Source organism: Paracoccus versutus (assembly GCF_029909795.1).
GTDB lineage: Bacteria > Pseudomonadota > Alphaproteobacteria > Rhodobacterales > Rhodobacteraceae > Paracoccus > Paracoccus versutus.
Window position 1 is genome coordinate 1142500 of record NZ_CP038197.1, and the last position, 21135, is coordinate 1163634.

At 69.9% G+C, this 21135-nt stretch carries 19 protein-coding genes; 7 read left to right on the plus strand and 12 right to left on the minus strand.

Annotated features, from left to right (window positions below):
* Nucleotides 1-126 precede the first annotated feature (126 nt).
* Nucleotides 127-1302 carry an elongation factor Tu gene (gene tuf, locus E3U25_RS16825; protein WP_036754146.1) on the minus strand — a complete coding sequence of 392 codons (1176 nt, stop codon included), beginning with the start codon at nt 1300-1302 and terminating at the stop codon, nt 127-129.
* 208 nt (nt 1303-1510) lie between these two features.
* On the opposite strand from tuf, the gene E3U25_RS16830 reads away from it, so the two are divergent.
* Complete coding sequence (locus E3U25_RS16830) at nt 1511-2452, plus strand: DUF533 domain-containing protein (protein WP_116222131.1); 942 nt, start codon at nt 1511-1513, stop codon at nt 2450-2452.
* On the opposite strand, the gene dinB is transcribed toward E3U25_RS16830, so the two are convergent.
* From dinB to E3U25_RS16845, 3 genes are read right to left on the minus strand one after another with little or no spacing between them, the layout of a single operon-like run.
* Complete coding sequence (gene dinB, locus E3U25_RS16835; protein WP_036761287.1) at nt 2443-3534, minus strand: DNA polymerase IV; 1092 nt, start codon at nt 3532-3534, stop codon at nt 2443-2445. The genes E3U25_RS16830 and dinB overlap by 10 nt on opposite strands.
* Nucleotides 3531-4247 (minus strand): CAF17-like 4Fe-4S cluster assembly/insertion protein YgfZ, encoded by a 717-nt coding sequence (ygfZ, locus tag E3U25_RS16840; RefSeq protein WP_116222130.1) that lies wholly within the window; start codon nt 4245-4247, stop codon nt 3531-3533. Before ygfZ ends, dinB begins: the two co-directional genes overlap by 4 nt.
* Nucleotides 4247-5986, minus strand: coding sequence for an ABC transporter ATP-binding protein (locus tag E3U25_RS16845; RefSeq protein WP_072461597.1), 1740 nt, complete (start codon nt 5984-5986; stop codon nt 4247-4249). Before E3U25_RS16845 ends, ygfZ begins: the two co-directional genes overlap by 1 nt.
* Nucleotides 5987-6268: 282 nt before the next feature.
* Between E3U25_RS16845 and E3U25_RS16850 the strand changes: the two genes are divergently transcribed.
* From E3U25_RS16850 to E3U25_RS16870, 5 genes are all read left to right on the plus strand, one after another.
* Nucleotides 6269-7441 (plus strand): pyridoxal-phosphate-dependent aminotransferase family protein, encoded by a 1173-nt coding sequence (locus E3U25_RS16850; protein WP_116222129.1) that lies wholly within the window; start codon nt 6269-6271, stop codon nt 7439-7441.
* Nucleotides 7442-7501: 60 nt separating this feature from the next.
* Nucleotides 7502-8539 carry a siderophore-interacting protein gene (locus E3U25_RS16855; protein ID WP_116222128.1) on the plus strand — a complete coding sequence of 346 codons (1038 nt, stop codon included), beginning with the start codon at nt 7502-7504 and terminating at the stop codon, nt 8537-8539.
* Nucleotides 8540-8694: 155 nt separating this feature from the next.
* Nucleotides 8695-9966 (plus strand): tonB-system energizer ExbB, encoded by a 1272-nt coding sequence (exbB, locus tag E3U25_RS16860; RefSeq protein ID WP_116222127.1) that lies wholly within the window; start codon nt 8695-8697, stop codon nt 9964-9966.
* Nucleotides 9967-9969: 3 nt separating this feature from the next.
* Nucleotides 9970-10533, plus strand: a complete 564-nt coding sequence (exbD, locus tag E3U25_RS16865) for a TonB system transport protein ExbD (protein ID WP_116222126.1) — start codon at nt 9970-9972, stop codon at nt 10531-10533.
* Nucleotides 10530-11366, plus strand: coding sequence for an energy transducer TonB family protein (locus E3U25_RS16870; RefSeq protein WP_036752170.1), 837 nt, complete (start codon nt 10530-10532; stop codon nt 11364-11366). Before exbD ends, E3U25_RS16870 begins: the two co-directional genes overlap by 4 nt.
* On the opposite strand, the gene E3U25_RS16875 is transcribed toward E3U25_RS16870, so the two are convergent.
* Together E3U25_RS16875 and E3U25_RS16880 are read right to left on the minus strand one after the other, a co-directional pair.
* On the minus strand, nt 11347-12330 hold the full coding sequence (locus E3U25_RS16875; RefSeq protein WP_116222125.1) for a hydrogen peroxide-inducible genes activator: 984 nt from the start codon (nt 12328-12330) through the stop codon (nt 11347-11349). The two genes, E3U25_RS16870 and E3U25_RS16875, sit on opposite strands and share 20 nt — an antisense overlap.
* Nucleotides 12331-12399: 69 nt before the next feature.
* On the minus strand, nt 12400-13677 hold the full coding sequence (locus E3U25_RS16880; RefSeq protein WP_036752176.1) for a hemolysin family protein: 1278 nt from the start codon (nt 13675-13677) through the stop codon (nt 12400-12402).
* Nucleotides 13678-13979: 302 nt separating this feature from the next.
* Between E3U25_RS16880 and E3U25_RS16885 the strand changes: the two genes are divergently transcribed.
* On the plus strand, nt 13980-15134 hold the full coding sequence (locus tag E3U25_RS16885) for a DUF3734 domain-containing protein (RefSeq protein ID WP_116222124.1): 1155 nt from the start codon (nt 13980-13982) through the stop codon (nt 15132-15134).
* A 36-nt stretch (nt 15135-15170) separates the two neighbouring features.
* Here E3U25_RS16885 and E3U25_RS16890 read toward each other — a convergent pair whose 3' ends face one another.
* The 6 genes from E3U25_RS16890 to hutU all read right to left on the minus strand — a co-directional run bounded on the left by E3U25_RS16890 (nt 15171) and on the right by hutU (nt 21123).
* A complete protein-coding gene (locus E3U25_RS16890; RefSeq protein WP_116222123.1) occupies nt 15171-16274 on the minus strand; it encodes an NADH:flavin oxidoreductase/NADH oxidase in 1104 nt (367 codons plus the stop codon).
* 158 nt (nt 16275-16432) lie between these two features.
* A complete protein-coding gene (locus tag E3U25_RS16895) occupies nt 16433-17203 on the minus strand; it encodes an amino acid ABC transporter ATP-binding protein (protein ID WP_036752185.1) in 771 nt (256 codons plus the stop codon).
* Between the two features lie 4 nt (nt 17204-17207).
* Complete coding sequence (locus E3U25_RS16900; RefSeq protein WP_036752188.1) at nt 17208-17870, minus strand: amino acid ABC transporter permease; 663 nt, start codon at nt 17868-17870, stop codon at nt 17208-17210.
* Nucleotides 17870-18517: an amino acid ABC transporter permease gene (locus E3U25_RS16905; RefSeq protein ID WP_072461605.1), complete on the minus strand. Its 648-nt coding sequence runs from the start codon at nt 18515-18517 to the stop codon at nt 17870-17872. The genes E3U25_RS16900 and E3U25_RS16905 overlap by 1 nt, the downstream gene beginning before the upstream one ends.
* A gap of 59 nt (nt 18518-18576) precedes the next feature.
* Nucleotides 18577-19395 carry a transporter substrate-binding domain-containing protein gene (locus E3U25_RS16910; protein WP_036752194.1) on the minus strand — a complete coding sequence of 273 codons (819 nt, stop codon included), beginning with the start codon at nt 19393-19395 and terminating at the stop codon, nt 18577-18579.
* Between the two features lie 63 nt (nt 19396-19458).
* The gene (hutU, locus tag E3U25_RS16915; protein WP_072461606.1) at nt 19459-21123 is read right to left on the minus strand and encodes a urocanate hydratase; all 1665 of its coding nucleotides are present in this window, start codon (nt 21121-21123) and stop codon (nt 19459-19461) included.
* Nucleotides 21124-21135: the final 12 nt, after the last annotated feature.

Consider the following 21135-nt stretch of genomic DNA (forward strand, 5'->3'; position numbering starts at 1 on the left):
GCGGCAAGGAAAAAGGCCGCCCCCTGCGGAGCGGCCCCTCATCGCGATATCCCTCGCGGGATCACCCGATGCTCATCACCCGATGCTCCCGGAAGGGCCGCGGCTGGAAGCCGCCGCCCCAAAGGATCACTTCAGGATCTTCGACACCACGCCGGCGCCGACCGTGCGGCCGCCCTCGCGGATGGCGAAGCGCAGCTTCTCCTCCATCGCGATCGGCGCGATCAGCTCCACCGTGAACTTCAGGTTGTCGCCCGGCATCACCATCTCGGTGCCCTCGGGAAGCTTCACCGTCCCGGTCACGTCCGTCGTGCGGAAGTAGAACTGCGGACGGTAGTTCGCGAAGAACGGCGTGTGACGGCCACCCTCTTCCTTGGTCAGGATATAGGCCTCGGCCTCGAACTCGGTATGCGGCGTCACCGAGCCGGGCTTGGCCAGAACCTGGCCGCGCTCCACCCCGTCGCGCTCCACCCCGCGCAGGAGCGCGCCGATGTTGTCGCCGGCTTCCCCGCGGTCCAGCAGCTTGCGGAACATCTCGACACCGGTGCAGGTCGTCTTCTTGGTCGGGCGGATGCCGACGATCTCAAGCTCGTCGCCCACGTTCACCGCGCCGCGCTCGACACGGCCCGTCACCACCGTGCCCCGGCCCGAGATCGAGAACACGTCCTCGATCGGCATCAGGAACGGCAGGTCCACCGCGCGCTCGGGCGTCGGGATGTATTCGTCCACGGCGGCGATCAGCGCGCGGATCGAATCCTCGCCGATCTCCTTGTCGCGGCCTTCCAGCGCCGCCAGCGCCGAGCCCTTGATGATCGGGATGTCGTCGCCGGGATAGTCGTAGGACGACAGCAGCTCGCGCACCTCCATCTCGACCAGTTCCAGCAGTTCCGCGTCGTCGACCTGGTCCACCTTGTTCAGGTACACCACCATGTAGGGGATGCCCACCTGGCGGCCCAGCAGGATGTGCTCGCGCGTCTGCGGCATCGGGCCGTCGGCCGCGTTCACCACCAGGATCGCGCCGTCCATCTGCGCCGCGCCCGTGATCATGTTCTTCACGTAGTCCGCGTGGCCGGGGCAGTCCACATGCGCGTAGTGCCGGTTGGCCGATTCGTATTCCACATGCGCGGTCGAGATCGTGATCCCCCGGGCACGCTCCTCAGGAGCCCCGTCGATCTGGTCGTAGGCCTTGAATTCACCGAAATACTTCGTGATCGCAGCCGTCAGCGTCGTCTTGCCGTGGTCAACGTGACCAATCGTCCCGATGTTGACGTGCGGTTTCGTCCGTTCAAACTTTGCCTTTGCCATCATGGCCTCCTATCGGGGGGGCCACCCGCGCGACAGCCCCCGTCGTGAAACATCCGCCGCGACTTATAATCGTGCCGGGGAAAAATCAAGGGCGGCCGGGCCTTTGCCGCCGGGGCTGTGGCGGTGGAACCGGAACCCGGCGAATACGTTGGAATTGCGCAACAAGGCTGCCCGGCCCGCGGCCCCGCAGCGCTTTCGGAGGACCAAGATGAGCCTGATGAAATCCCTCGCCCGCGTCGCGGCCGGCGTCATGCTGGCCAAGGGGATCGGAACCATGATGAAGAACGCCCAGAACCGGCCGCAATCGGGCGGCGGGCGCAGCCCCGGCGGGCTGCTCGACGAGTTGTTCGGCAACAACACCGGCCAAGCCGGCGACCGCCGCAGCGGCGCGGGCGGGCTGGGCGACATGCTGGGCCAGGTGCTGGGCGGGCGCTCGGGCGGCGGCACGGCTTATGGCGGGCCGAACTCGCCCCGCCACAGCGGCACGGCCCAGGGCGGGCTGGGCGGTCTGCTCGACCAGCTGACCGGCGGTCGCGGCGGCTCGGGCACGGGTTCGGGCGGGCTTGGCGGCGTGCTGGGCGGCGCGGCGGCGGGCGGCCTGGGCGGGATGCTGGGCGACCTGCTGGGCGGTCGCGGCGCGCAGCCGCAGGGCCAGCAGCCGCAGGGCCAGGCCCCGCAAGGCAGGGGCGGCTTGGCGCAAAAGGACGCGCAGCCGCAGAACGACGCCAGTTTCGGCGAACTCTTCAACGAGGCGCTGGCCAGCGGTGACGAGCCCTCGACCGCGCCCACGCCGGAACAGAACGCGCTGGCCGGGCTGATGCTGAAGGCGATGATCCAGGCCGCGAAATCCGACGGCGAGATCGACGAGGCGGAAAAGGCCAAGCTGATGGCCGAGTTCGGCGAGCTGGACGACGAGGAACGCGCCTTCATCCGCGAACAGATCGCCGCCCCGGTCGATGCCGCCGCCCTGGCGCGCGAGGTGCCGCAGGGCTTCGGCCCGCAGGTCTACCTGATGTCACTGATGGCGATCGAGTTCGACAACCGCAAGGAGGCCGAATACCTGCACACGCTGGCGCAGGGCCTCGGCCTCGACAAGGAAACCGTGAACGGCATCCACCAGAAGGTCGGGGTGATCAACCTTTACGCCTGATCGAACAGGCCCAGCTGGCGCGGCGGCTCGTCTTGCCGCGCCTCTTCCAGCCCCGACAGCGTGATGCCCAAGAGCCGTACCCCATGCGGATCGGCAAAGACCGGGGCCAGCAATTCGCAGGCCATCTCCAGCATCTCGTCGCGGCTTTCGACCGGACGCGGCAGCGAGCGCGCGCGGGTGATCTGGCGGAAATCGCCGTATTTCACCTTCAGCGTCACCGTGCGGCCCCGGCGCGCGGCCGAGGCGGCATGGCGCCAGACCTTGTCGGCCAGCACCGCCAGCGCCTCATGCGCCGCCGCGATCTGGCGCAGATCCTCGAAATAGGTGTTCTCGGCGCCGATGCTCTTGCGGATGCGGTCGGGCTTGACCTCGCGCGTGTCGATGCCGCGGGCGATGTTCCAGTAATAGCTGCCCGACTTGCCGAAGCGCGCGGTCAGGAACTCCAGGCTCTGCCGGGCCAGGTCGGCGCCGGTCAGGATGCCATGCGCCTCCATCCGCGCCGCCGTGGCCGGGCCGATGCCGTGGAAGCGGCCGATGGGCAGGCCCTGCACGAATTGCGCCCCGGCCTCGGGCGGGATCACGAAAAGCCCGTCGGGCTTGCGCTGGTCCGAGGCCAGCTTGGCCAGGAACTTGTTGTAGCTGACCCCGGCCGAGGCTGTCAGCCCCGTCGCCGCGCGGATGCGCGCCCGGATTTCCTGCGCGATGCGGGTGGCGGTGCGGCCGTCCAGGTGATCGGTCAGGTCCAGATAGGCCTCGTCCAGCGACAGCGGCTCGACGAGCGGGGTGTATTCGGCAAAGATCGCGCGGACCTGCTGGCTGACGGCGCGATAGACGTCGAAGCGCGGCTTCACGAAGACCAGGTCGGGGCACAGCCGCATCGCCCGCATCGAGGGCATGGCCGAGCGCACGCCATAGCGCCGCGCCTCATAGCTGGCCGCGGCGACCACGCCGCGCTGGATGCCGCCCACGGCGACCGGCCTGCCGCGCAGCGCCGGGTCGTCGCGCTGCTCGACCGAGGCATAGAAGGCATCCATGTCCACATGCACGATGCGGCGGACGCGCTCCTCGGCCGGGCCGGTCACGGGATGATGCGGGCATCCCCCGCCGTCAATCCCTCGCCCATGCGGTCGAAGCGCATATGGGCGATGGCGCGGCCGCCGGACTGGGTGAAAAGCGTGCCGGCCTCGCGCCCGTCCGCCATCAGGATCGGCGTGCCGACGGGGGCCGCGCCCTCGATCCCGACCGTCACCAGCCCCTTGCGCAATTCGGTCTTGTGCTTCATCCGCGCCGTGACCTCTTGCCCGACATAGCAGCCCTTGCGGAAATCGACGCCATGCAGGCGCTCGAACCCGGCTTCCAGGATGAAGGTCTCGTTCGGGATCAGCTCGACCAGGGTTTCGGGAATGCAATGCGCGACCCGGATGGCGCCCCAGTCGGTGCCGTCGTCCCCCTCGGCGCCGTAAAGCCGCCAGCCGAGCGCCGGGTGCCGCGGGTCGGCGATCGCCCCCGCCGGCGCCGGCCCGGTGCCGCGGGCGACGGCCAGATCCATCGGCTCGATCGCAACCTTCGAGCGCAGCCGATACATCGACAGCCGCCGCGCCAGGTCGTCCGCCAGCCGCGCGTCCACGTCGATCAGCAGCCGCTCGCCCTCGGGCACGACCAGGAAATCGGCCAGATACTTGCCCTGCGGCGTCAGCAACGCCGCCCAGCACGGCACCGGGCCGACCTTGTTCGTCACCAGCCCTTGCAGGAACTCGACCCGGTCCTCGCCCGAAACCGCCAGAATGCGCCGCATCAATCCTCTCCGAATTGCAACCGGACCAGCGCGGCATAGGCGCCGCCCTGGGCCATAAGCTGGTCGTGACTGCCCTCTTCGACAACCCTGCCGGCCTCGACCACCACGATCTTGTCGGCTTGCCGCACGGTCGAAAGCCGGTGCGCGATGACCAGCGTGGTGCGCCCGGCCGAAAGCTCGTCCAGCGCCTGCTGCACCACCCGCTCGCTTTGCGCGTCCAGCGCAGAGGTCGCCTCGTCCAGCAGCAGGATCGGCGCATTGCGCAGCACGGCGCGGGCGATGGCCACGCGCTGGCGCTGTCCGCCCGACAGGGCCGAGCCGCGCGGGCCCGCAGGCGTGTCCAGCCCCATCGGCAGGGCGTCGGTGAAATCGGCGACATGGGCGGCGACGACGGCGCGGCGCAGCGCCTCGTCGTCCTGGTCGTGGCCCAGCAGGATGTTCTCGCGCAGCGTCTCGTCGAACAGCGCCGCATCCTGGCTGACGGTCGAGAACTGGTCGCGCAGCACGCCCAGCTCATAGTCGCGCAAGGCCACGCCACCCAGGGTGATCTGCCCCGATTCCGGGTCGACCAGCCGGGTCAGCAGGTTGAAGACCGTGGATTTCCCCGCCCCCGAAGGCCCGACCAGCGCGGTGGTCCGGCCCGCCTCGGCGGTAAAGCTCAGCCCGTTCAGCACCGGGTGGTTGGCATAGGCCAGCCGCACGTCCTGAAAGCGGATCGTGGTGTCGGGCGGCGGCTCGCGCCGCGAGCCCGAGGTGATGGTCGGCCGCAGGTCCAGCACGGCATAGATGCGCTCCAGGCTCGCGGCGGCGACCTGCCAGGTGCCGGTCAGCGCCCCCAGCCGGCGCAGCGGCTGGAAGGCCAGCGCCATGGCGGTAAAGAAGGACATGAAATCGCCCACCGTGCGCTCGCCCCGCGTCACCTCGGCACCGCCAAGCGCCAGCACGCCGATGAAGCCCAGGCCGGTGACGACATCGACCAGCGCCGGCACGGTGGCGCCGATGCCGGACATCTTGACCTCGGCCTGGCGGATGCGGGTGACGATCTGGGCAAAGCGGCCGGCCTGGTAATCCTCCATCCGGTTCAGCTTGACGGCGTTGATGCCGTGCAGCACCTCGTCCAGCCGGGTGGCGCGCTGGCTGGCGTTGACGCGGTTCTGCCGCATCTTGCGCCGGATATAGCGCTGCACCACCAGCGTCGGCAGGATCAGAAGCGGCGCGCCCACCAGCGCCGCCATGGTCCACCAGGGATCGACGGCCAGCGCCACCCCGAACAGCGACACCAGCGAGACCATGTCCCGCCCCGCGCCCGAGATGAAAGTGGTCCAGACCCCCTGCACCGCCATGGTGTCGCCCTGCACCCGCTCGATCAGCGCGCCGGGGGGGTTCTGCTGGAAGAAGCCGCCGTCCAAGGTCATGATATGGCGCAAAAGGTCGGTCTGCATCGAGGTCGAGACCGCCAGCGAGACCGAGGTCATCAGGCTGCGGTTGACGACGAAGGTGGTGGCGCGGATCAGGAACAGGCCAAAGATCGCGCCGCCGACCCACCAGATCGCATCGGTGTCGCCACCGACGAAGACCCGGTCGAACAGCGGCTTCAGCATCCAGCTGAGCATGCCCAGGGTCGAGCCCTCGATGACCAGAAACAGCAGCGCCAGCAGGATGCGGCCCCAGTAGGGCCGCAGATAGTCGCGCCACATGCGGGCGAACAGATTGGCCGTCCTGTGAAGTCTGTCCGCCATCGCATCCCCGGTCCTCGGTCAGGGCAAGGGATAAGGCGCAAGCGGCGCGGGGGCAAGCCGCCCGCGGCGCAGTGCCCCGGCGGGCCCTGCCGAAGGCCCCGCCCGGCCCTTTCCGTTTCCCAAATGCCCATATCCCGCCCGTGCCACCCGCCCCGGCCTCGCCGCCCCAGGCCCAGCCCTTCTTCGTTGTCCAAATACCCATGCCCCGCACCTCGCCCGCCCCCGGTTGACCCGGCGCGGGGCCCGTCCTACGGATGACGGATCATCAGAAAGGCATTTCCCATGAGCTTCGCCCAAGGCGCCGCCGTCCTTGCCATTCCCGGCCCCTCGCCCGCGCCCGACCGCGTGCTGCGCGCCATGCACCGCGCCTCGCCCGACATCTACGGCGAGGCGCTGGCGGCCGAGAACCGGGCGATGATCGCCGGGCTCAAGCGGCTGGCCGGGACCGCGGGCCATGTCGTGCCCTATATCGGCAACGGCCATGCCGGCTGGGAGGCGGCGAACGTCAACCTGCTCGACCGGGGCGAGCGGGCGCTGGCGCTGGTCTCGGGCCATTTCGGCCGCGGCTGGGCCGCCACGGCCCGCGCGCTGGGGATCGAGGTCGAGGAGCTGGACTTCGGCCTCGCGCCCCCCGACCCGCAGCGGCTGGCCGACCGGCTGGCGCAGGACCGCGAGGGGCGGATCCGGGCGGTGCTGGTCTGCCAGGTCGATACCGCCAGTTCCGCCCGCGCCGACATTCCCGCCCTGCGCGCGGCCATAGGCGGCCATCCCGCCTTCCTGGCCGTCGATGCCATCGCCTCGCTGGGCTGCGAGCCCTTGCGGATGGACGAATGGGGCGTGGACCTGCTGGTCTCGGCCAGCCAGAAGGGGCTGATGGTGCCGCCGGGGCTGGCCTTCGTCTGGTTCTCGGACCGGGTGAAGGCGCGCGGGCGCAGCGGCCTTGCCACGCCCTATTGGGACTGGACCCCGCGGGCCGAGGCCGAAGCGCTGTGGCAGTTCTGGGGCGGCACGCCGCCCGTCCAGCACATCTTCGGCATGAACGAGGCGCTGCGGATGCTTCTGGACGAGGAAACCCTGCCCGCCGCCTGGGCCCGGCACAAGGGGCTGGCGCGAGCGACATGGGCGGCACTGGAGCGCTGGGGCGCGGGCCATCCCGGCATCGGCGCGCTGATCGCCGATCCCGCCGGCCGCGCCCGCTCGGTCACTGCGGCCCGGCTGCCGCAGGCCGGCGCCCTGCGCGAATGGACCGCCGCCCGCGCGGGGGTGACGCTGGGCATCGGCCTGGGCGCCGCCGATCCCGACAACGCGCTGCGCATCGCCCATATGGGCCATGCCAATGCGCATCAGCTGCTGGGCGTGCTGGCGGTGGTCGAGGCCGGGATGACGGCGCTGGCGATCCCGCATGGCAAGGGCGCGCTCGAGGCGGCGGCGGCCGAGATCGCGCGGCTCGCCTGAGCCCTTGCGGCAGGGCGCCGCAGACCCAACCTTTCCGGGGCAAGGCACGAAAGGCGACAGATGCGCATCACCCCCCTGCCCGAGTTCCAGTCCGAGGCCCTGCTGCCCGGCCAGGATTTCGCCCCGATCGAGCGGCTGATCCGCGACGAGGCCCAGGAACACGGGCTGGAGCTGCATACCGGCCATGGCCGCTCGATCTGGTGCCAGGTCGAGATGGGCGAGTTCGGCGCCAAGCGGCGCGGCGACGGCGTGCTGGTCTTTGCCCGCGCCCATCGCGCCGAATGGCTGGGCGCGATGCAGCAGGCGATTTCCGAACATCTTGGCCAGCACCTGCCGGCGGCGGCGGCAGCGCTGCGCTGGCCCTCGGCCGCCGATGCCGGCAAGCCGCCCGGCAATTTCAGCCTGGCCGAGGTCGTCGGGGTCGAGCCGCTCTGCCCGGATTTCCTGCGCGTGCGGCTGGCCGCGCCCAACCTGCACCGGCTTGCCACCGAGGATTCGCTGCATTTCCGGCTGGTCCTGCCGCAACCCGGCGACGACGCGCCGGAATGGCCGCGTCTCGGCGCCAACGGCCAGATCCTCTGGCCCAGGGGCGACAAGGCGCTGCACCGCCCGGTTTATACCGTGCGCCGCATCGACGCCGATGCCGGCTGGCTGGAACTGGACGTTTTCGACCATCCCGGCGGGCGGGCGGCGCATTGGGCGCAAAGTGCCCGGCCGGGCGCGCGCATCGGCCTGCTCGGCCCCAGCGGCGGCGGCATCCCGCAGGCCGCGCAGCTGATGCTTGCCGGGGACGAGACCGCCTGGCCCGCCATGGCCCGCATCCTCGAATCGCGCGCCGGCAGCGCGCGGGGCCAGGTCTTCCTGCTCGGCGCCCGGCCCGGCTATCCGCTGCCCCGGCCCGCGGGCTTCCGCATATGCCACCTGCCCGGCGGGACCGCGGCGCTTTGCGCCCTGCTGCGCGACGAGCCGCCCTTGCCCGGCAGCTATCTGTGGGCGGCAGCGGAAAAATCCGAGATTGCCGCGCTTCGCGCCCTGCTGCTGGAAACGCTGGGCCACGACAGGGCGCAAAGCCACTTGGCCGCCTATTGGTCGGCATAAAGCGCGGCAGCCCGTCCGCGGAATAGTTGACAATTTTACCTTGGTGATCGATACGAAGCCCAAACCGCGGCCAGAGGGTCGGCGGCATGCCAGTTTGCATGTGCCGCGCCCAGCAAGATGCGGACGGATCGAATGCCGGAACTATAAGGATCGCCATGACCCAGAAGTCACTGCCGCGCCGTAGCGCGGGGACCGCCGTTGCTTTGACCTGCCTGCTGCTCGCCACGCCGATCGCGGCGCAGGAAGCCGCCACGGGCGGCCAGACCAGCCCGGCGCCCGAGGTCCAGACCCAGCCGGCCGCCCCCGCCGGCGAAACCGCAGCCCCGCAACCCCAAGTCCCGCAGCCCGCGACGCCGGAAGCGGCGGCCCCCGGCACGGCAGCACCCGGAGCGGCAAGCACGACCCCCGCCCCGGCGGCCGAGACGACCCCGCCCGCAACCCCCGCGCCCGCGGCAACCGCACCGGAAGCCGCCCCGCAGGAAACCACCGCGCCGGAAACGACCGCGCCGGAAACAACCGCACCGGCCCCCGCCGCCGATGCGCCCGCGGCGGCGCCCGAAACCGCGCCCGCCACCGCCCAAGCCCCGGCGGCCTCCGAAACCCCGGCGGCACCGGAAGCCCCCGCCCCCTCCGCGCCCGAAGCGGCCGAGCCCGGCGGCTCCAGCATCCTGCCGCAGGCGGTGCAGGACGCGCTGTCGCCGATGCTGAACCCGCCGGAACGCGACCCGAACCTGCCGCACGACCTGTCGCCGATGGGCATGTTCGTTGCCGCCGACTGGGTGGTGAAGGCGGTGATGATCGGCCTGGCCTTCGCCTCGGTCGTGACCTGGACGGTGCTGGTCGCCAAGGTGCTGGAACTGCTGGGGGCCATGCAGCGCGCCCAATCCGGCATCCGCCGGGTCGAAGCGGCGGCGAACCTGCCCTCGGCGCTGGCTTCGGCCGGCAACCGCCGCGACCCGGTCTCGCGCATGATCCGCGCCGCGGCCGCCGAATACGACCGCTCGGCCCCGGCGCTGGACCAGGCCGGCGACGCGGGCGTCAAGGAGCGCGTCGATTCGCATCTGGACCGGATCGAGGCCATCGCCGGCCGCCGCATGAGCCGGGGCACCGGCGTTCTGGCCACCATCGGCTCGACCGCGCCCTTCGTCGGCCTGTTCGGCACCGTCTGGGGCATCATGAACAGCTTCATCGGCATCTCGCAGGCGCAGACCACCAACCTTGCCGTCGTGGCGCCGGGCATCGCCGAGGCGCTGCTGGCCACCGCCATCGGCCTGATCGCGGCCATCCCGGCCGTGGTGATCTACAACGTCTTCGCCCGCGCCATCACCGGCTACCGCCTGCGGCTCGCCAATGCCGCGGCCGGGGTCAAGCGCCTGGTCAGCCGCGACCTCGACTTCCGCGGCACCGTCTCGCGCACGGAGGTCTGAGCCATGGCCGGCGGCATCCGCGAAACCCAAGGCGACGATCTGGTCGAGAACCACGAGATCAACGTCACGCCCTTCATCGACGTGATGCTGGTGCTGCTGATCATCTTCATGGTGGCGGCGCCGCTGGCGACGGTGGATGTGAACGTGGACCTGCCGGTCTCGAACGCGACCCCGGCGCAGCGCCCCGACCAGCCGGTCTATATCACCGTCAAGCCCGACCTGACGCTTGCCCTGGGCAACGAGGACGTGCCGGCCGGCGGGCTGGCCACGGCGCTGGCCGCCGCGACCCAGAACAACCGCGAGGAGCGCATCTTCCTGCGCGCCGACAGGAAGGTGTCCTATGGCGACCTGATGGGCGTCATGAACACCCTGCGAGAAACCGGCTATCTCAAGATCGCCCTGGTCGGGCTTGAAACCACCGGCGGGGGGGTGGCGCCCGCCGCCCAGCCCGCCGATGCCGAGCTTGATGCGCCCGCGGCAGCACCTGCCCCCGCGGCAGCACCCGCCGCAGCGCCGGCCCAGCAAACCGCCTCGACCCCGTCAAGCGGAGGAGCCCCCACGCCATGAGTTGGAAGCCTTCCCCGGCCCTGCGCGACAGCGCGCTATGGGGCACCGCCGCAGCGGTGGCCCTGGCCGCGCATATGGGCGGCGCGCTGTGGATCCTGCAACGCGCCGAAGCCGCCGCGCCCCCCGGCCTGCCCGACCCGGTCTATGTCGAGCTGGCACCGATGCCCGAGGCGGCCGCCCCGCCGGACGAGGCCGAGACCCCGGAAATGACCGAGGCCGAACCGGAACCCGAGCCCGAACCGGAGCCGGAGCCCGAACCGGAACTCGCCATGCCGCCGCTTCAGGAACTGGAACCGCTGGCGGACATGAACTCGCTGTTCCCGCCGCCGCCCGATGCGGTGGTGCTGCAGAAATCCGAACGCCCGCCCGAGCGTCCCGACCCCGAGCCGGAGCCGGAGCGGAAGGTCGTCGAAAAGCAGCCCGAGCCCAAGAAGCGCGAGAAAAAGGAAAAGGCCCCGGAAGAGCAGCCGGCCCGCCAGGCCACGACCAGGGTCCGGGCGCCGCAATCCGACCGCACCGCCGCACCCCAGGCGCAGGCCGGCACGCCCAGCCCGCGGCAGGTGGCCAGCTGGCAGTCCAAGGTGCAGGCCGCGGTGGCGCGCCACATGCAGCGCACCCGCTTCAACGGGCGCGGCGACACCATGACCGTGACCGTGCGCTTCAGCGTCGATCCCAGCGGCCGCGTGGCCGGGGCGTCGCTGGCAAGCTCGACCGGGGATGCCAGGATCGATTCTGCGCTGAACCGCCAGGCCTCGCGGATGCCGCGCCTGCCGGCGCCGCCCTCGGGCAAGACCACCGCGCTGGTGCTGCCGGTCAAGATCGTGCTGCGCTGATCCTTTTGCGGGTCGGCGCATCGGGCGCCGGATCCGGCACCGGGCGGGGGATCGGCTCGACCCCCAGAACCGGGGCCAGATCGCGCACCACCTGGGCCAGGGCCCGCGCATCCGCCCCGGCCTCGGCATTGCGGCGCCAGACCACGGCCAGATCGCGCGAGGGCGCCGGCTCGGTAAAGGGCACGATGCGCAGCCGGCCGTCGCGGTTCTCGTCCGCCAGGGCCAGCCGCGGGATCAGCGTCATGCCCATGCCGCTGGCCACCATCCGCATCAGCGTCGTCATCGAGGCCGCTTCCAGGTTCAGCTTGCGCCGCGGGCTGCGCAGCCCGCAGACCTCCAGCGCCTGGTCGCGCAGGCAATGGCCGTCGGCCAGCAGCAGCAGGCGGTCCGCCTCGATGCTTTCGGGCCGGGCCGGGCCGGACAGCAGCGTGGTGTCGCTGCCCGACAACGCGACCAGGAAGGCGTCGCGCAAGACCGTCTCGGCCTCGATCCCCGGCTCGTTGACCGGCAGGGCCATGATCCCGGCATCGAAACGGTGGCTCAGCACGCCCGAGACCACCTCATCCGTCGCGATCTCGTGCAATTCCAGGTTCAGCATCGGATGGCTGGCGCGCAACGCCGGCACCAGGTGCGGGATCAGATAGGGGGCGACCGTGGGAATGATCGCCAGCCGCAGCCGCCCCGACAAGGGCAGCCGTCCTGCCCGCGCCAGCGCCTCCAGCCGCTTGGCGGTGTCCATCAGTTCCTGCGCCACCGGCAACAGCCGCTCACCCAGCGCGGTCAGCCGCACCGGCCCCGCGCCGGCGCCGCGTTCAAACAGCGCCCCGCCCAGCCGCGCCTCGAGCTGGGCGATCTGGCTGGACAGCCCCGGCTGCGAGACATGCACCGTCTCGGCCGCGCGGCCGAAATGGCCCAGCCGGGCGACGGCAAGGAAATAGGTGATCTGGCGCAGGGTGAAGTTCATAACCAAGCGTTATCAAACCCGCGGGAAATCACAAGCGTTCTTTCCCGCCCGCCGGCGCGGCCCTGCGGATCAGCCCGGCAGGCGCTGGACCAGCAGCTTGTCGATGCGGCGATGGTCCATGTCCACCACCTCGATGCGCCAGCCCTGCCAATCCACGCGATCCCCCGCCTGCGGCAGCCGGCCGGCCAGGTCCAGCACCAGCCCGGCCACGGTGGAATAGTCGCGATCCTCGTCCAGCGAGACCGAAAGCCGGTCGGCGAATTCGTCGACCGGCATCCAGCCTGCGACCAGCAGGCTGCCGTCGTCGCGCTCGACCAGCTTCGGCTCGTCGTCGTCGAGGCCGGCGAACTCGCCGGTGATCGCCTCCAGCACGTCCATCGGCGTCACCACGCCCTCGAAATGGCCGTATTCGTCATAGACCAGCAGCATCTGCCCCGGCGCGGCGCGCAGGCGCGCGATGACCTCGGGCGCGTCCATGGTCTCGGGGATGATCGGGGCGGGCTGCATCACCTGGCGCAGGTCCACCGCCTCGGCGCGGCTTTGCGACATCAGGTCCACGCTGGCGATCACGCCGATCAGGTTGTTCGGGTCGCCGTCGCTGACCGGCAGGCGGGTGCGGCGGCCGTCGCGGAACTTGCGCGCCATCTCTTCCCAGCTGTCACCCACATCCACCGCCTCGATCTCGCGCCGGGGCGTCATCAGCCCGCGGGCGCTGCGGTCGGCGATGCGCATGACGCCGGCGATCATCTCGGTCTCGGCGCGGTGCATGACGCCCGCGGTCTCGGCTTCCGAGATCACCAGCTTGATCTCTTCGTCGCTGATGGTCTGCCGGTCCTCGCCCGATTGCCCCAGCGCGGCCAGGACCAGCTTGCCCGAACGGTCCAGCAGCCAGACCAGCGGCGCCGCCCCGCGCGAGATGGCCAGCATCAGGGGCGCCATCCGAACGGCGACGCGCTCGGGCGCCTTCAGCGCCAGCTGCTTGGGCACCAGTTCGCCCACGATCAGCGACAGGTAGGTGATGGCCACGACCACGCCGCCCATGCCCAGGGGCTGCGCCAGCGAGGGCGGCACCCCCCAGCCCGGCAGCGCCGCCGCCAGCCGCGCCCCCAGCGTCGCGCCGGAAAAGGCGCCCGACAGGATGCCGACCAGCGTGATGCCGATCTGGACCGAGGACAGGAACCGCCCCGGCTCCTCCCCCAGCGCCAGCGCGGTGGCGGCGGCCCGGTCGCCGCGTTCGGCCAGGACTTTCAGCCGCGCCGGCCGGGCCGAGACGATGGCCAGTTCAGACATGGCCAGAAGCCCGTTGAGCAGGGTCAGGACAAGGACGACAAGGACTTCGATCCACATCAAAGGGGCTCGCTCGGGTCAGGGGGATGCCGGGAAGCAGCGGGGCGCAGCAGGCCGCGCCTGTCGGAAGGGTCGTCGATCATGCGCTTGTCGGCGGCTGGCTCCGGCTGTGTCATGCCCCAATATATCGGCTGGCGCGGCCGTGACAATCACCCAGGCGGAAATTGCGCAGGACGCAACGTCACTCGCGCTTTTTTACGCGATTTTTTGCGTTTTTTTCTTTCGTTTCCTGCGGCATTATGGAAATTTTCCATCCCCGGCCATGGCACGACGGGATCGAACCACAGGATTCGAGGGGGCAGATGAAGGACAGAACCGGGGAAGTTACCGAGAAGATCGTCTTCGTCCTCCAGGGCGGCGGCGCGCTGGGGGCGTTCCAGGCCGGCGCATATGAGGCACTTTGCCGCGCCGGGCAGGAACCGGAATGGCTGGCGGGCATCTCGATCGGATCGATCAATGCCGCGCTCATCGCCGGCAACCGCCCCGGCCAGCGGCTGGAGGCGCTGCGCCGCTTCTGGGAAGAGGTGACGGGCGCGCCCTGGCTGCTGGGCTCGTGCTTCGAGGGCGGGCCGCTGCACGAACAGATGCGCGCCGTCTGCAACGAAAGCCGCGCCACCATGTCCACCATGCTGGGCGCGCCCGGCTTTTTCCGCCCGCGCATCCCGGACCTGTTTTCCTTCCTGCCCGGCCTGATGCGGCAGACCAGCTGGTATGACACCTCGCCCCTGCGCGATACGCTGCTGGCCCTGGTGGATTTCGACTATCTCAACGCCCAGGGCCCGCGCCTGTCCGTCGGCGCGGTGGATGTCGAGACCGGCAACTTCACCTGTTTCGACAGCCGCGAGACGCGGATCACCGTCGATCACGTCATGGCCTCGGGCGCGCTGCCGCCGGGCTTTCCCGCGGTCGAGATCGAGGGGCGGCACTACTGGGACGGCGGGCTGGTCTCGAACTCGCCGCTGCAATTCGTGCTGGCCAAGCCCTGCGACCGGCCGCTGTGCATCTACCAGGTGGACCTCTACCCGTCGCGCGACATCCTGCCCCGCACCATGGCCCAGGTCGAGCAGCGCGAGCGCGAGATCCGCTTTTCCAGCCGCACCCGGCTGAACACCGACGAATTCCGCATCCGCCATGCGCTGGCCAGCGCGGCGCGGCGGCTGCACGCGCGGCTGCCGGCCCCGTTCCGCGACGACCCGGACCTGGCCATGCTGATCGAATCCGGCCCGGCCCATCCGGTCAGCCTGATGCACCTGATCTATCGCCATGCCGATTACGAAAGCGCGTCCAAGGACTACGAATTCTCGCGCCTGTCTATGCTGGACCATTGGCGCGACGGGCTGCAGGACGCGGAACGCTCGCTTGCCGATCCGCGCTGGACCCAGCGGCAGGTGCCCGAGGACGGGCTGATGATCTTCGACCTCCACGACCCGCACCGGCAAGAGGCGAAGGCGGTCTGAGCCCCCGCCGCCATGCCGGCGCCCGGCGCGGGCCGGCTATTTGCGGAACAGATCCCGCAGCCCCGAGGGCTGGCTGCGCCAGAACTGCGGCGGCGCCGAGACGCTGGCGCCCAGCCTGGCCGCCGCATGCCAGGGCCAGCGCGGATCGTAAAGCACCGTGCGGGCCAGCGCGACCATGTCGGCATCGCCGGTGGCGACGATGGCCTCGGCCTGCTCGGGCTCGGTAATCAGGCCGACGGCGATGACCGGGATGCCGACCGCCTGCCTGACCGCCCGCGCCAGGGGCACCTGGTAGCCGGGACCGACGGGGATCTGCTGGCGCCGGTCCAGCCCGCCGCTGCTGACATGGATCGCCGCGCAGCCCCGCGCCTCGAGCGCCTGGGAAAAGGCGATGCTGCCCTGGATGTCCCAGCCGCCCTCGACCCAATCGGTGCCCGAGATGCGCACCGTGACCGGATAGCCCGCCGGCACCGCGTCCCGCACCGCCTCGAAGACCTCCAGCGGAAAGCGCATGCGGTTTTCCAGGCTGCCGCCATAGTCGTCCTCGCGCCGGTTCGACAGCGGCGACAGGAACTGGTGCAGCAGATAGCCATGCGCGGCATGGATCTGGATCGCGTCGATCCCCAGGCGCACGGCGCGGCGCGCGGCCTGGGCAAAGGCGTCGCGCACCCGCGCCAGCCCGGCGCGGTCCAGCGCCAGCGGCGGGTTCTCGCCCTCGGCAAAGGCCAGGTCCGAGGCCGAGACGGTCTGCCAGCCATGCGGCGCATCCGGCGCGATCTGCGCCCCGCCCTCCCAGGGCTTCGCGGTCGAGGCCTTGCGCCCGGCATGGGCCAGCTGGATGGCGATGGGCATGTCCGACCAGGCGCGCACGCCCTTCAGCACCCGATCCATCGCCGCCTCGGTCGCATCGTCCCACAGGCCGACGTCGGCATAAGAGATGCGGCCCTCGGGCAGGACGGCGGTGGCCTCGATGGTCAGGATGGCCGCGCCGGAATGCGACAGCGCGCCCAGATGGATCAGGTGCCAGTCGGTCATCCGCCCGTCCTCGGCCGAATACATGCACATGGGCGCGACGACGATCCGGTTGGCAAGGGTCCGGCCGCCGATGGCGATCGGCTCGAAAAGCTTGGGTTGGGGCATGAGGGGCATCCTTGCTGCTACCCGTCTCAGATAAACCGCAACCGCCCAGCCGCAAGCCCCGGCCCGCGCGCTTCTTTCGTGTGCAAATATCCGGGGGGAACGCCGGGCCGGCCCCATCGAGGGGCCGGCCCGGCGTGGGGGCAAAGCCCCCCTCCCGCTCAGAAGCTGTTGCGTTCGTGATAGGTGCGCAGGAAGCCCTGGATGCGCGGATCCTCGGGGTGGTGCAGGATGCGGCCGGGGCTGTCCACGCCGACAAGCTCGCCCTTTTCCATGAAGGCGACCTGGTCGGCGACATGGGCGGCAAAGCCCATCTCATGCGTGACCACCACCATGGTCATGCCCTCGCCGGCCAGCGTCTTCATCACGTTCAGCACCTCGCCCACCAGTTCGGGGTCGAGCGCCGAGGTCGGCTCGTCGAAAAGCATCAGCCGCGGCTCCATGGCAATGGCGCGGGCGATGGCGACGCGCTGCTGCTGGCCGCCCGACAGGCGCGCGGGGTGGTTGCCCATCTTGTCGGCCAGCCCGACCTTGGCCAGCGCCTCGGCGGCGCGGGCCTGGGCCTCGGCTTTCGACAGGCCGCGCACCCGGACCAGCCCCTCGGCCACGTTGCCCAGCGCCGTCATGTGCGGCCACAGGTTGAACTGCTGGAACACCATGCCGATCGAGCGCCGCATCTCGCGCAGCTTGCGCCCCGACATCTTTCGCCCCGGCGCCTCGTAGCCGATCAGCTGCCCGTCGATGCGGATCTCGCCCGAATCGTATTCCTCGAGGAAGTTGATGCAGCGCAGCAGCGTGGACTTGCCCGAGCCCGAGGGCCCGATCAGGCAGGTCACCTTGCCCGGCGGGATCGCCAGGTCCACGTCCTTCAGCGCATGGAAGGGGCCGTAATACTTGTTGACCTTGCGAATATCGACGGCAGAAGCCTGCATCGGCTCAGGTCCTTTCGATCAGGTGTTTGGTGATGCGCGCCTCGAACCGGCGGCCGACGCGCGAGATGGTCTCGACCAGCGCCCAGAAGAACAGCGCCAGCACCAGGTTCGCCTCGAGATAGCGGAAGGTCTCGGTGGACATGCGGCTGACCTGGTACATCAGCTCGGGCACGGTGATGATGGACAGGATCACCGTCTCCTTGGTCAGGATGATCGAGAAATTGACCAGCGCCGGCAGCGCCGAGACCAGGCCCAGCGGCAGCAGGACGCGGCGCACGATGGTCGGCTCGGCCATGCCGATGGCGCGGGCGGCCTCGATCTGGCCATGCGGCACGGCGCGAAAGCCCGAGCGGAAGATTTCGGCGAAATAGGGGCTGCCATAGATGGTCAGGCCCAGAAGCCCCGCCGGCAGCGCGTCCAGCCGCAGCCCGACCAGCGGCCCGCCGTAATACAGCACGAACAGCTGCACCAGAAAGGGCGTGCCGCGGATCACCTCGATATAGGCCTGGATGATCCAGCCCAGCCAGCGCGGCCCGTAGCGCTGCATCAGCGCGATCACCAGACCCAGCGCCATGCCGAAGATGGTGCCCAGGATCCAGCACAGCACGGTGACGCCGAAGCCCCTCAGCAGGGCGGGGCCGTATTGTTCAAGGATGCTCCATTCCATCAGACGGCCGTCCTGTGTTCAAGGTAACGTCCCAGCGCCGCAAGGCACAGGTTGATCGCCAGGTAGATGCAGGCGGCGGCGATATAGACCTCCAGCGGGCGGAAGGTGGTCGCGGCCTGCGCCTGGCTGGCGCGGGTCAGTTCCAGGATGCCGACGACCGAGACCAGCGAGCTGGCCTTGACCAGCAGGATCAGCTCGTTGACCAGCGCCGGCAGCGACAGGGTGAAGGCCTGCGGCAGGATCACCCGCATCCAGACGTCGCGCGGGGTCATGCCGATGGCCACGGCGGCCTCGGCCTGGCCCCTGGGCAGCGCCGCGATGGCGCCGCGCCAGATCTCCGAGATATAGGCGCTGGCGCAGATGCCGACGGTAACGACCGCCGCGAAGATCGCCGGCACGTCGATGCCGATCACCGGCAGCGTGTAGTAGAACACCAGCAGCTGCACCAGCAGCGGCACCCCGCGCAGGAAGCTGACCCAGATCCCGCCGAGGCCGCGCAGGACCGGATAGGGCGACAGCCGCGCCGCGCAGACCAGCGTGCCGATCACCAGCCCCAGCGCGATGCCGAGCCCCGAGATCAGCAGCGTATAGCGGGCCGCCCAGAACAGCGGCTCGAAACTTTGAAGAAAGACCGGGATCGAAAACATGCGCGCCTCGCCTTGGCCCTTGGGGGAACGGGCGGGACCAGGCCCCGCCCGCCAGCGACTTAGTTCGCGGGGACTTCGCGGGGCAGTTCGGTATAGCTGCCCAGCCATTTCTCCTGGATCGCCTTGACGCGGCCGTCATCGGTCATCTTCAGCAGCGCGTCGTTGATGGCCTTGGCAAAGCTTTCGCTGCCTTCCTCCTTGCGCAGCACCCAGGCGAAATAGGTCGGCTGGCCGAACTGGGCCGGCTCGAACAGCGCGAAGGTCTCGGGGCGGTTCTTCACCAGATAGGTCAGGTTCGGCAGCGAGCCCGCCACCGCGTCCAGACGGCCCGCGGCCAGGTCGGCATAGGCTTCGTCCGTGGTGCCGTATTCCTTGACGTTCACGCCGCCCAGGCTTTCGCCATAGGCTTGCAGCTGGCGGAACTGCGCGGTGCCCTGCTGGACGCCGACGGTCTTGCCCTTGATGTCCTCGGGCTTGGCCAGCTCGGTGTTCGAGGCGGCGCGGACCAGCGAGACGGTGGCATCGGCGATCGGCAGGGTGAAGGTATAGCGCTCCAGCCGCTCGGGGGTGATCGTGACCGGCGCGATCACGATGTCGAACTTGCCGACCTCGAGGCCCGGCAGCTCGGCGGTCCAGGGGATGTCCTGATAGACCGGCTCGACGCCGATTTCCTTGCTGACCTCGTCGAACAGGTCCTTGGTCATCCCCTCGTAGGTGCCGTTGTTCAGCATGTCGAAGGGGGCATAGTGCATGTCGGTCGCGGTGACGATCTTGCCGGCGGCCTTGATGTCGTCAAGCTGGTCGGCCGAGGCCGCCGAGCCGAGCGCAAGCGCGGAAAGCCCGAAGAGCGCGGCCTTGAGGCTGGTGTGGAAGGTCATGTCTGTCTCCTTGTTGGACGGTAGGGGGCGCGGCCCGGTGCGTTGCGGCGCCGCGCCTATGGATCAGAGAATGGCGGGCAGATTCAACCCGTGCTCCCGCGCGCAGTCCAGCGCGATCTGATAGCCAGCGTCGGCATGACGCATGACGCCGGTGGCCGGGTCGTTCCACAGCACGCGGGCCAGGCGCGCATCGGCGTCCTCGCTGCCGTCGCAGCAGATCACCATGCCGGAATGCTGCGAAAAGCCCATGCCCACGCCGCCGCCATGGTGCAGCGACACCCAGGTCGCCCCCGAGGCGGTGTTCAGCAGCGCATTCAGCAGCGGCCAGTCGGAAACCGCGTCCGAGCCGTCCTGCATCGCCTCGGTCTCGCGGTTGGGCGAGGCGACCGAGCCCGAGTCGAGATGGTCGCGGCCGATGACGATGGGCGCCTTCAGCTCGCCGTTGCGGACCATCTCGTTGAAGGCCAGGCCCAGCTTGTGGCGGATGCCGAGGCCGACCCAGCAGATCCGCGCCGGCAGGCCCTGGAAGCTGATGCGCTCGCGCGCCATGTCCAGCCAGTTGTGCAGATGCGGGTCGTCCACCAGTTCCTTGACCTTCTGGTCGGTCTTGTAGATGTCCTCGGGATCGCCCGACAGCGCCGCCCAGCGGAACGGGCCGATGCCCTTGCAGAACAGCGGCCGGATATAGGCCGGCACGAAGCCGGGGAAGGCGAAGGCGCGCTCGAAACCCTCTTCCAGCGCCATCTGGCGGATGTTGTTGCCGTAATCGACGGTCGGGATGCCCTGGTCGTGGAAGGCCACCATCGCCTCGACCTGCTTGCGCATGGATGCGCGGGCAGCGCGTTCGACGGCCTTGGGGTCGGTTTCCTGGCGCGCGCGCCATTCGGCCACGGTCCAGCCCAGCGGCAGGTAGCCATGAACCGGGTCATGCGCGCTGGTCTGGTCGGTCACGATGTCGGGGCGCACGCCGCGCTTGACCAGTTCCGGGAACACATCGGCGGCATTGCCGATCAGCGCCACGGATTTCGCCTCGCCGGCCTTGGTCCAGCGGTCGATCATCTCCAGCGCTTCATCGAGCGAGTGGGTCTTTTCGTCGACATAGCGGGTGCGCAGGCGGAAATCGGCGCGGGTCTCGTCGCATTCGACGGCCAGGCAGCAGGCCCCGGCCATGACGGCGGCCAGCGGCTGGGCGCCGCCCATGCCGCCAAGCCCGGCGGTCAGGATCCACTTGCCCTTGAGGTTGCCGCCGTAATGCTGGCGCCCGGCCTCGACGAAGGTCTCGTAGGTGCCCTGCACGATGCCCTGCGACCCGATATAGATCCAGGAACCTGCGGTCATCTGGCCATACATGGCCAGGCCCTTCTTATCCAGCTCGTTGAAATGGTCCCAGTTCGCCCAATGGGGAACAAGGTTCGAGTTGGCGATCAGCACGCGGGGCGCGTCCTTGTGGGTCTTGAACACGCCCACGGGCTTGCCGGACTGCACCAGCAGGGTCTCGTCGGTTTCCAGCTTGCGCAGCGCGTCGACGATCAGGTCGAAATCCTTCCAGGTGCGGGCGGCGCGGCCGATGCCGCCATAGACCACCAGCTCATGCGGGTTCTCGGCCACGTCGGGATGCAGGTTGTTCATCAGCATCCGCATCGGCGCCTCGGTCAGCCAGCTTTTCGCGGTGATCTCGGTTCCGGTGGGCGGGAAGATGTCGCGGGTGTTGTGACGGGGATTGTCCATGTCTCTCTCCGT

Bases quoted from the DNA above. Each gene is read 5' to 3' on its own strand.
- tuf (WP_036754146.1), bottom strand. From the start codon at position 1,302: ATGGCAAAGGCAAAGTTTGAACGGACGAAACCGCACGTCAACATCGGG.
- E3U25_RS16830 (WP_116222131.1), top strand. From the start codon at position 1,511: ATGAGCCTGATGAAATCCCTCGCCCGCGTCGCGGCCGGCGTCATGCTG.
- ygfZ (WP_116222130.1), bottom strand. From the start codon at position 4,247: ATGCGGCGCATTCTGGCGGTTTCGGGCGAGGACCGGGTCGAGTTCCTG.
- E3U25_RS16845 (WP_072461597.1), bottom strand. From the start codon at position 5,986: ATGGCGGACAGACTTCACAGGACGGCCAATCTGTTCGCCCGCATGTGG.
- E3U25_RS16850 (WP_116222129.1), top strand. From the start codon at position 6,269: ATGAGCTTCGCCCAAGGCGCCGCCGTCCTTGCCATTCCCGGCCCCTCG.
- E3U25_RS16855 (WP_116222128.1), top strand. From the start codon at position 7,502: ATGCGCATCACCCCCCTGCCCGAGTTCCAGTCCGAGGCCCTGCTGCCC.
- exbB (WP_116222127.1), top strand. From the start codon at position 8,695: ATGACCCAGAAGTCACTGCCGCGCCGTAGCGCGGGGACCGCCGTTGCT.
- exbD (WP_116222126.1), top strand. From the start codon at position 9,970: ATGGCCGGCGGCATCCGCGAAACCCAAGGCGACGATCTGGTCGAGAAC.
- E3U25_RS16870 (WP_036752170.1), top strand. From the start codon at position 10,530: ATGAGTTGGAAGCCTTCCCCGGCCCTGCGCGACAGCGCGCTATGGGGC.
- E3U25_RS16875 (WP_116222125.1), bottom strand. From the start codon at position 12,330: ATGAACTTCACCCTGCGCCAGATCACCTATTTCCTTGCCGTCGCCCGG.
- E3U25_RS16880 (WP_036752176.1), bottom strand. From the start codon at position 13,677: ATGTGGATCGAAGTCCTTGTCGTCCTTGTCCTGACCCTGCTCAACGGG.
- E3U25_RS16885 (WP_116222124.1), top strand. From the start codon at position 13,980: ATGAAGGACAGAACCGGGGAAGTTACCGAGAAGATCGTCTTCGTCCTC.
- E3U25_RS16890 (WP_116222123.1), bottom strand. From the start codon at position 16,274: ATGCCCCAACCCAAGCTTTTCGAGCCGATCGCCATCGGCGGCCGGACC.
- E3U25_RS16895 (WP_036752185.1), bottom strand. From the start codon at position 17,203: ATGCAGGCTTCTGCCGTCGATATTCGCAAGGTCAACAAGTATTACGGC.
- E3U25_RS16900 (WP_036752188.1), bottom strand. From the start codon at position 17,870: ATGGAATGGAGCATCCTTGAACAATACGGCCCCGCCCTGCTGAGGGGC.
- E3U25_RS16905 (WP_072461605.1), bottom strand. From the start codon at position 18,517: ATGTTTTCGATCCCGGTCTTTCTTCAAAGTTTCGAGCCGCTGTTCTGG.
- E3U25_RS16910 (WP_036752194.1), bottom strand. From the start codon at position 19,395: ATGACCTTCCACACCAGCCTCAAGGCCGCGCTCTTCGGGCTTTCCGCG.
- hutU (WP_072461606.1), bottom strand. From the start codon at position 21,123: ATGGACAATCCCCGTCACAACACCCGCGACATCTTCCCGCCCACCGGA.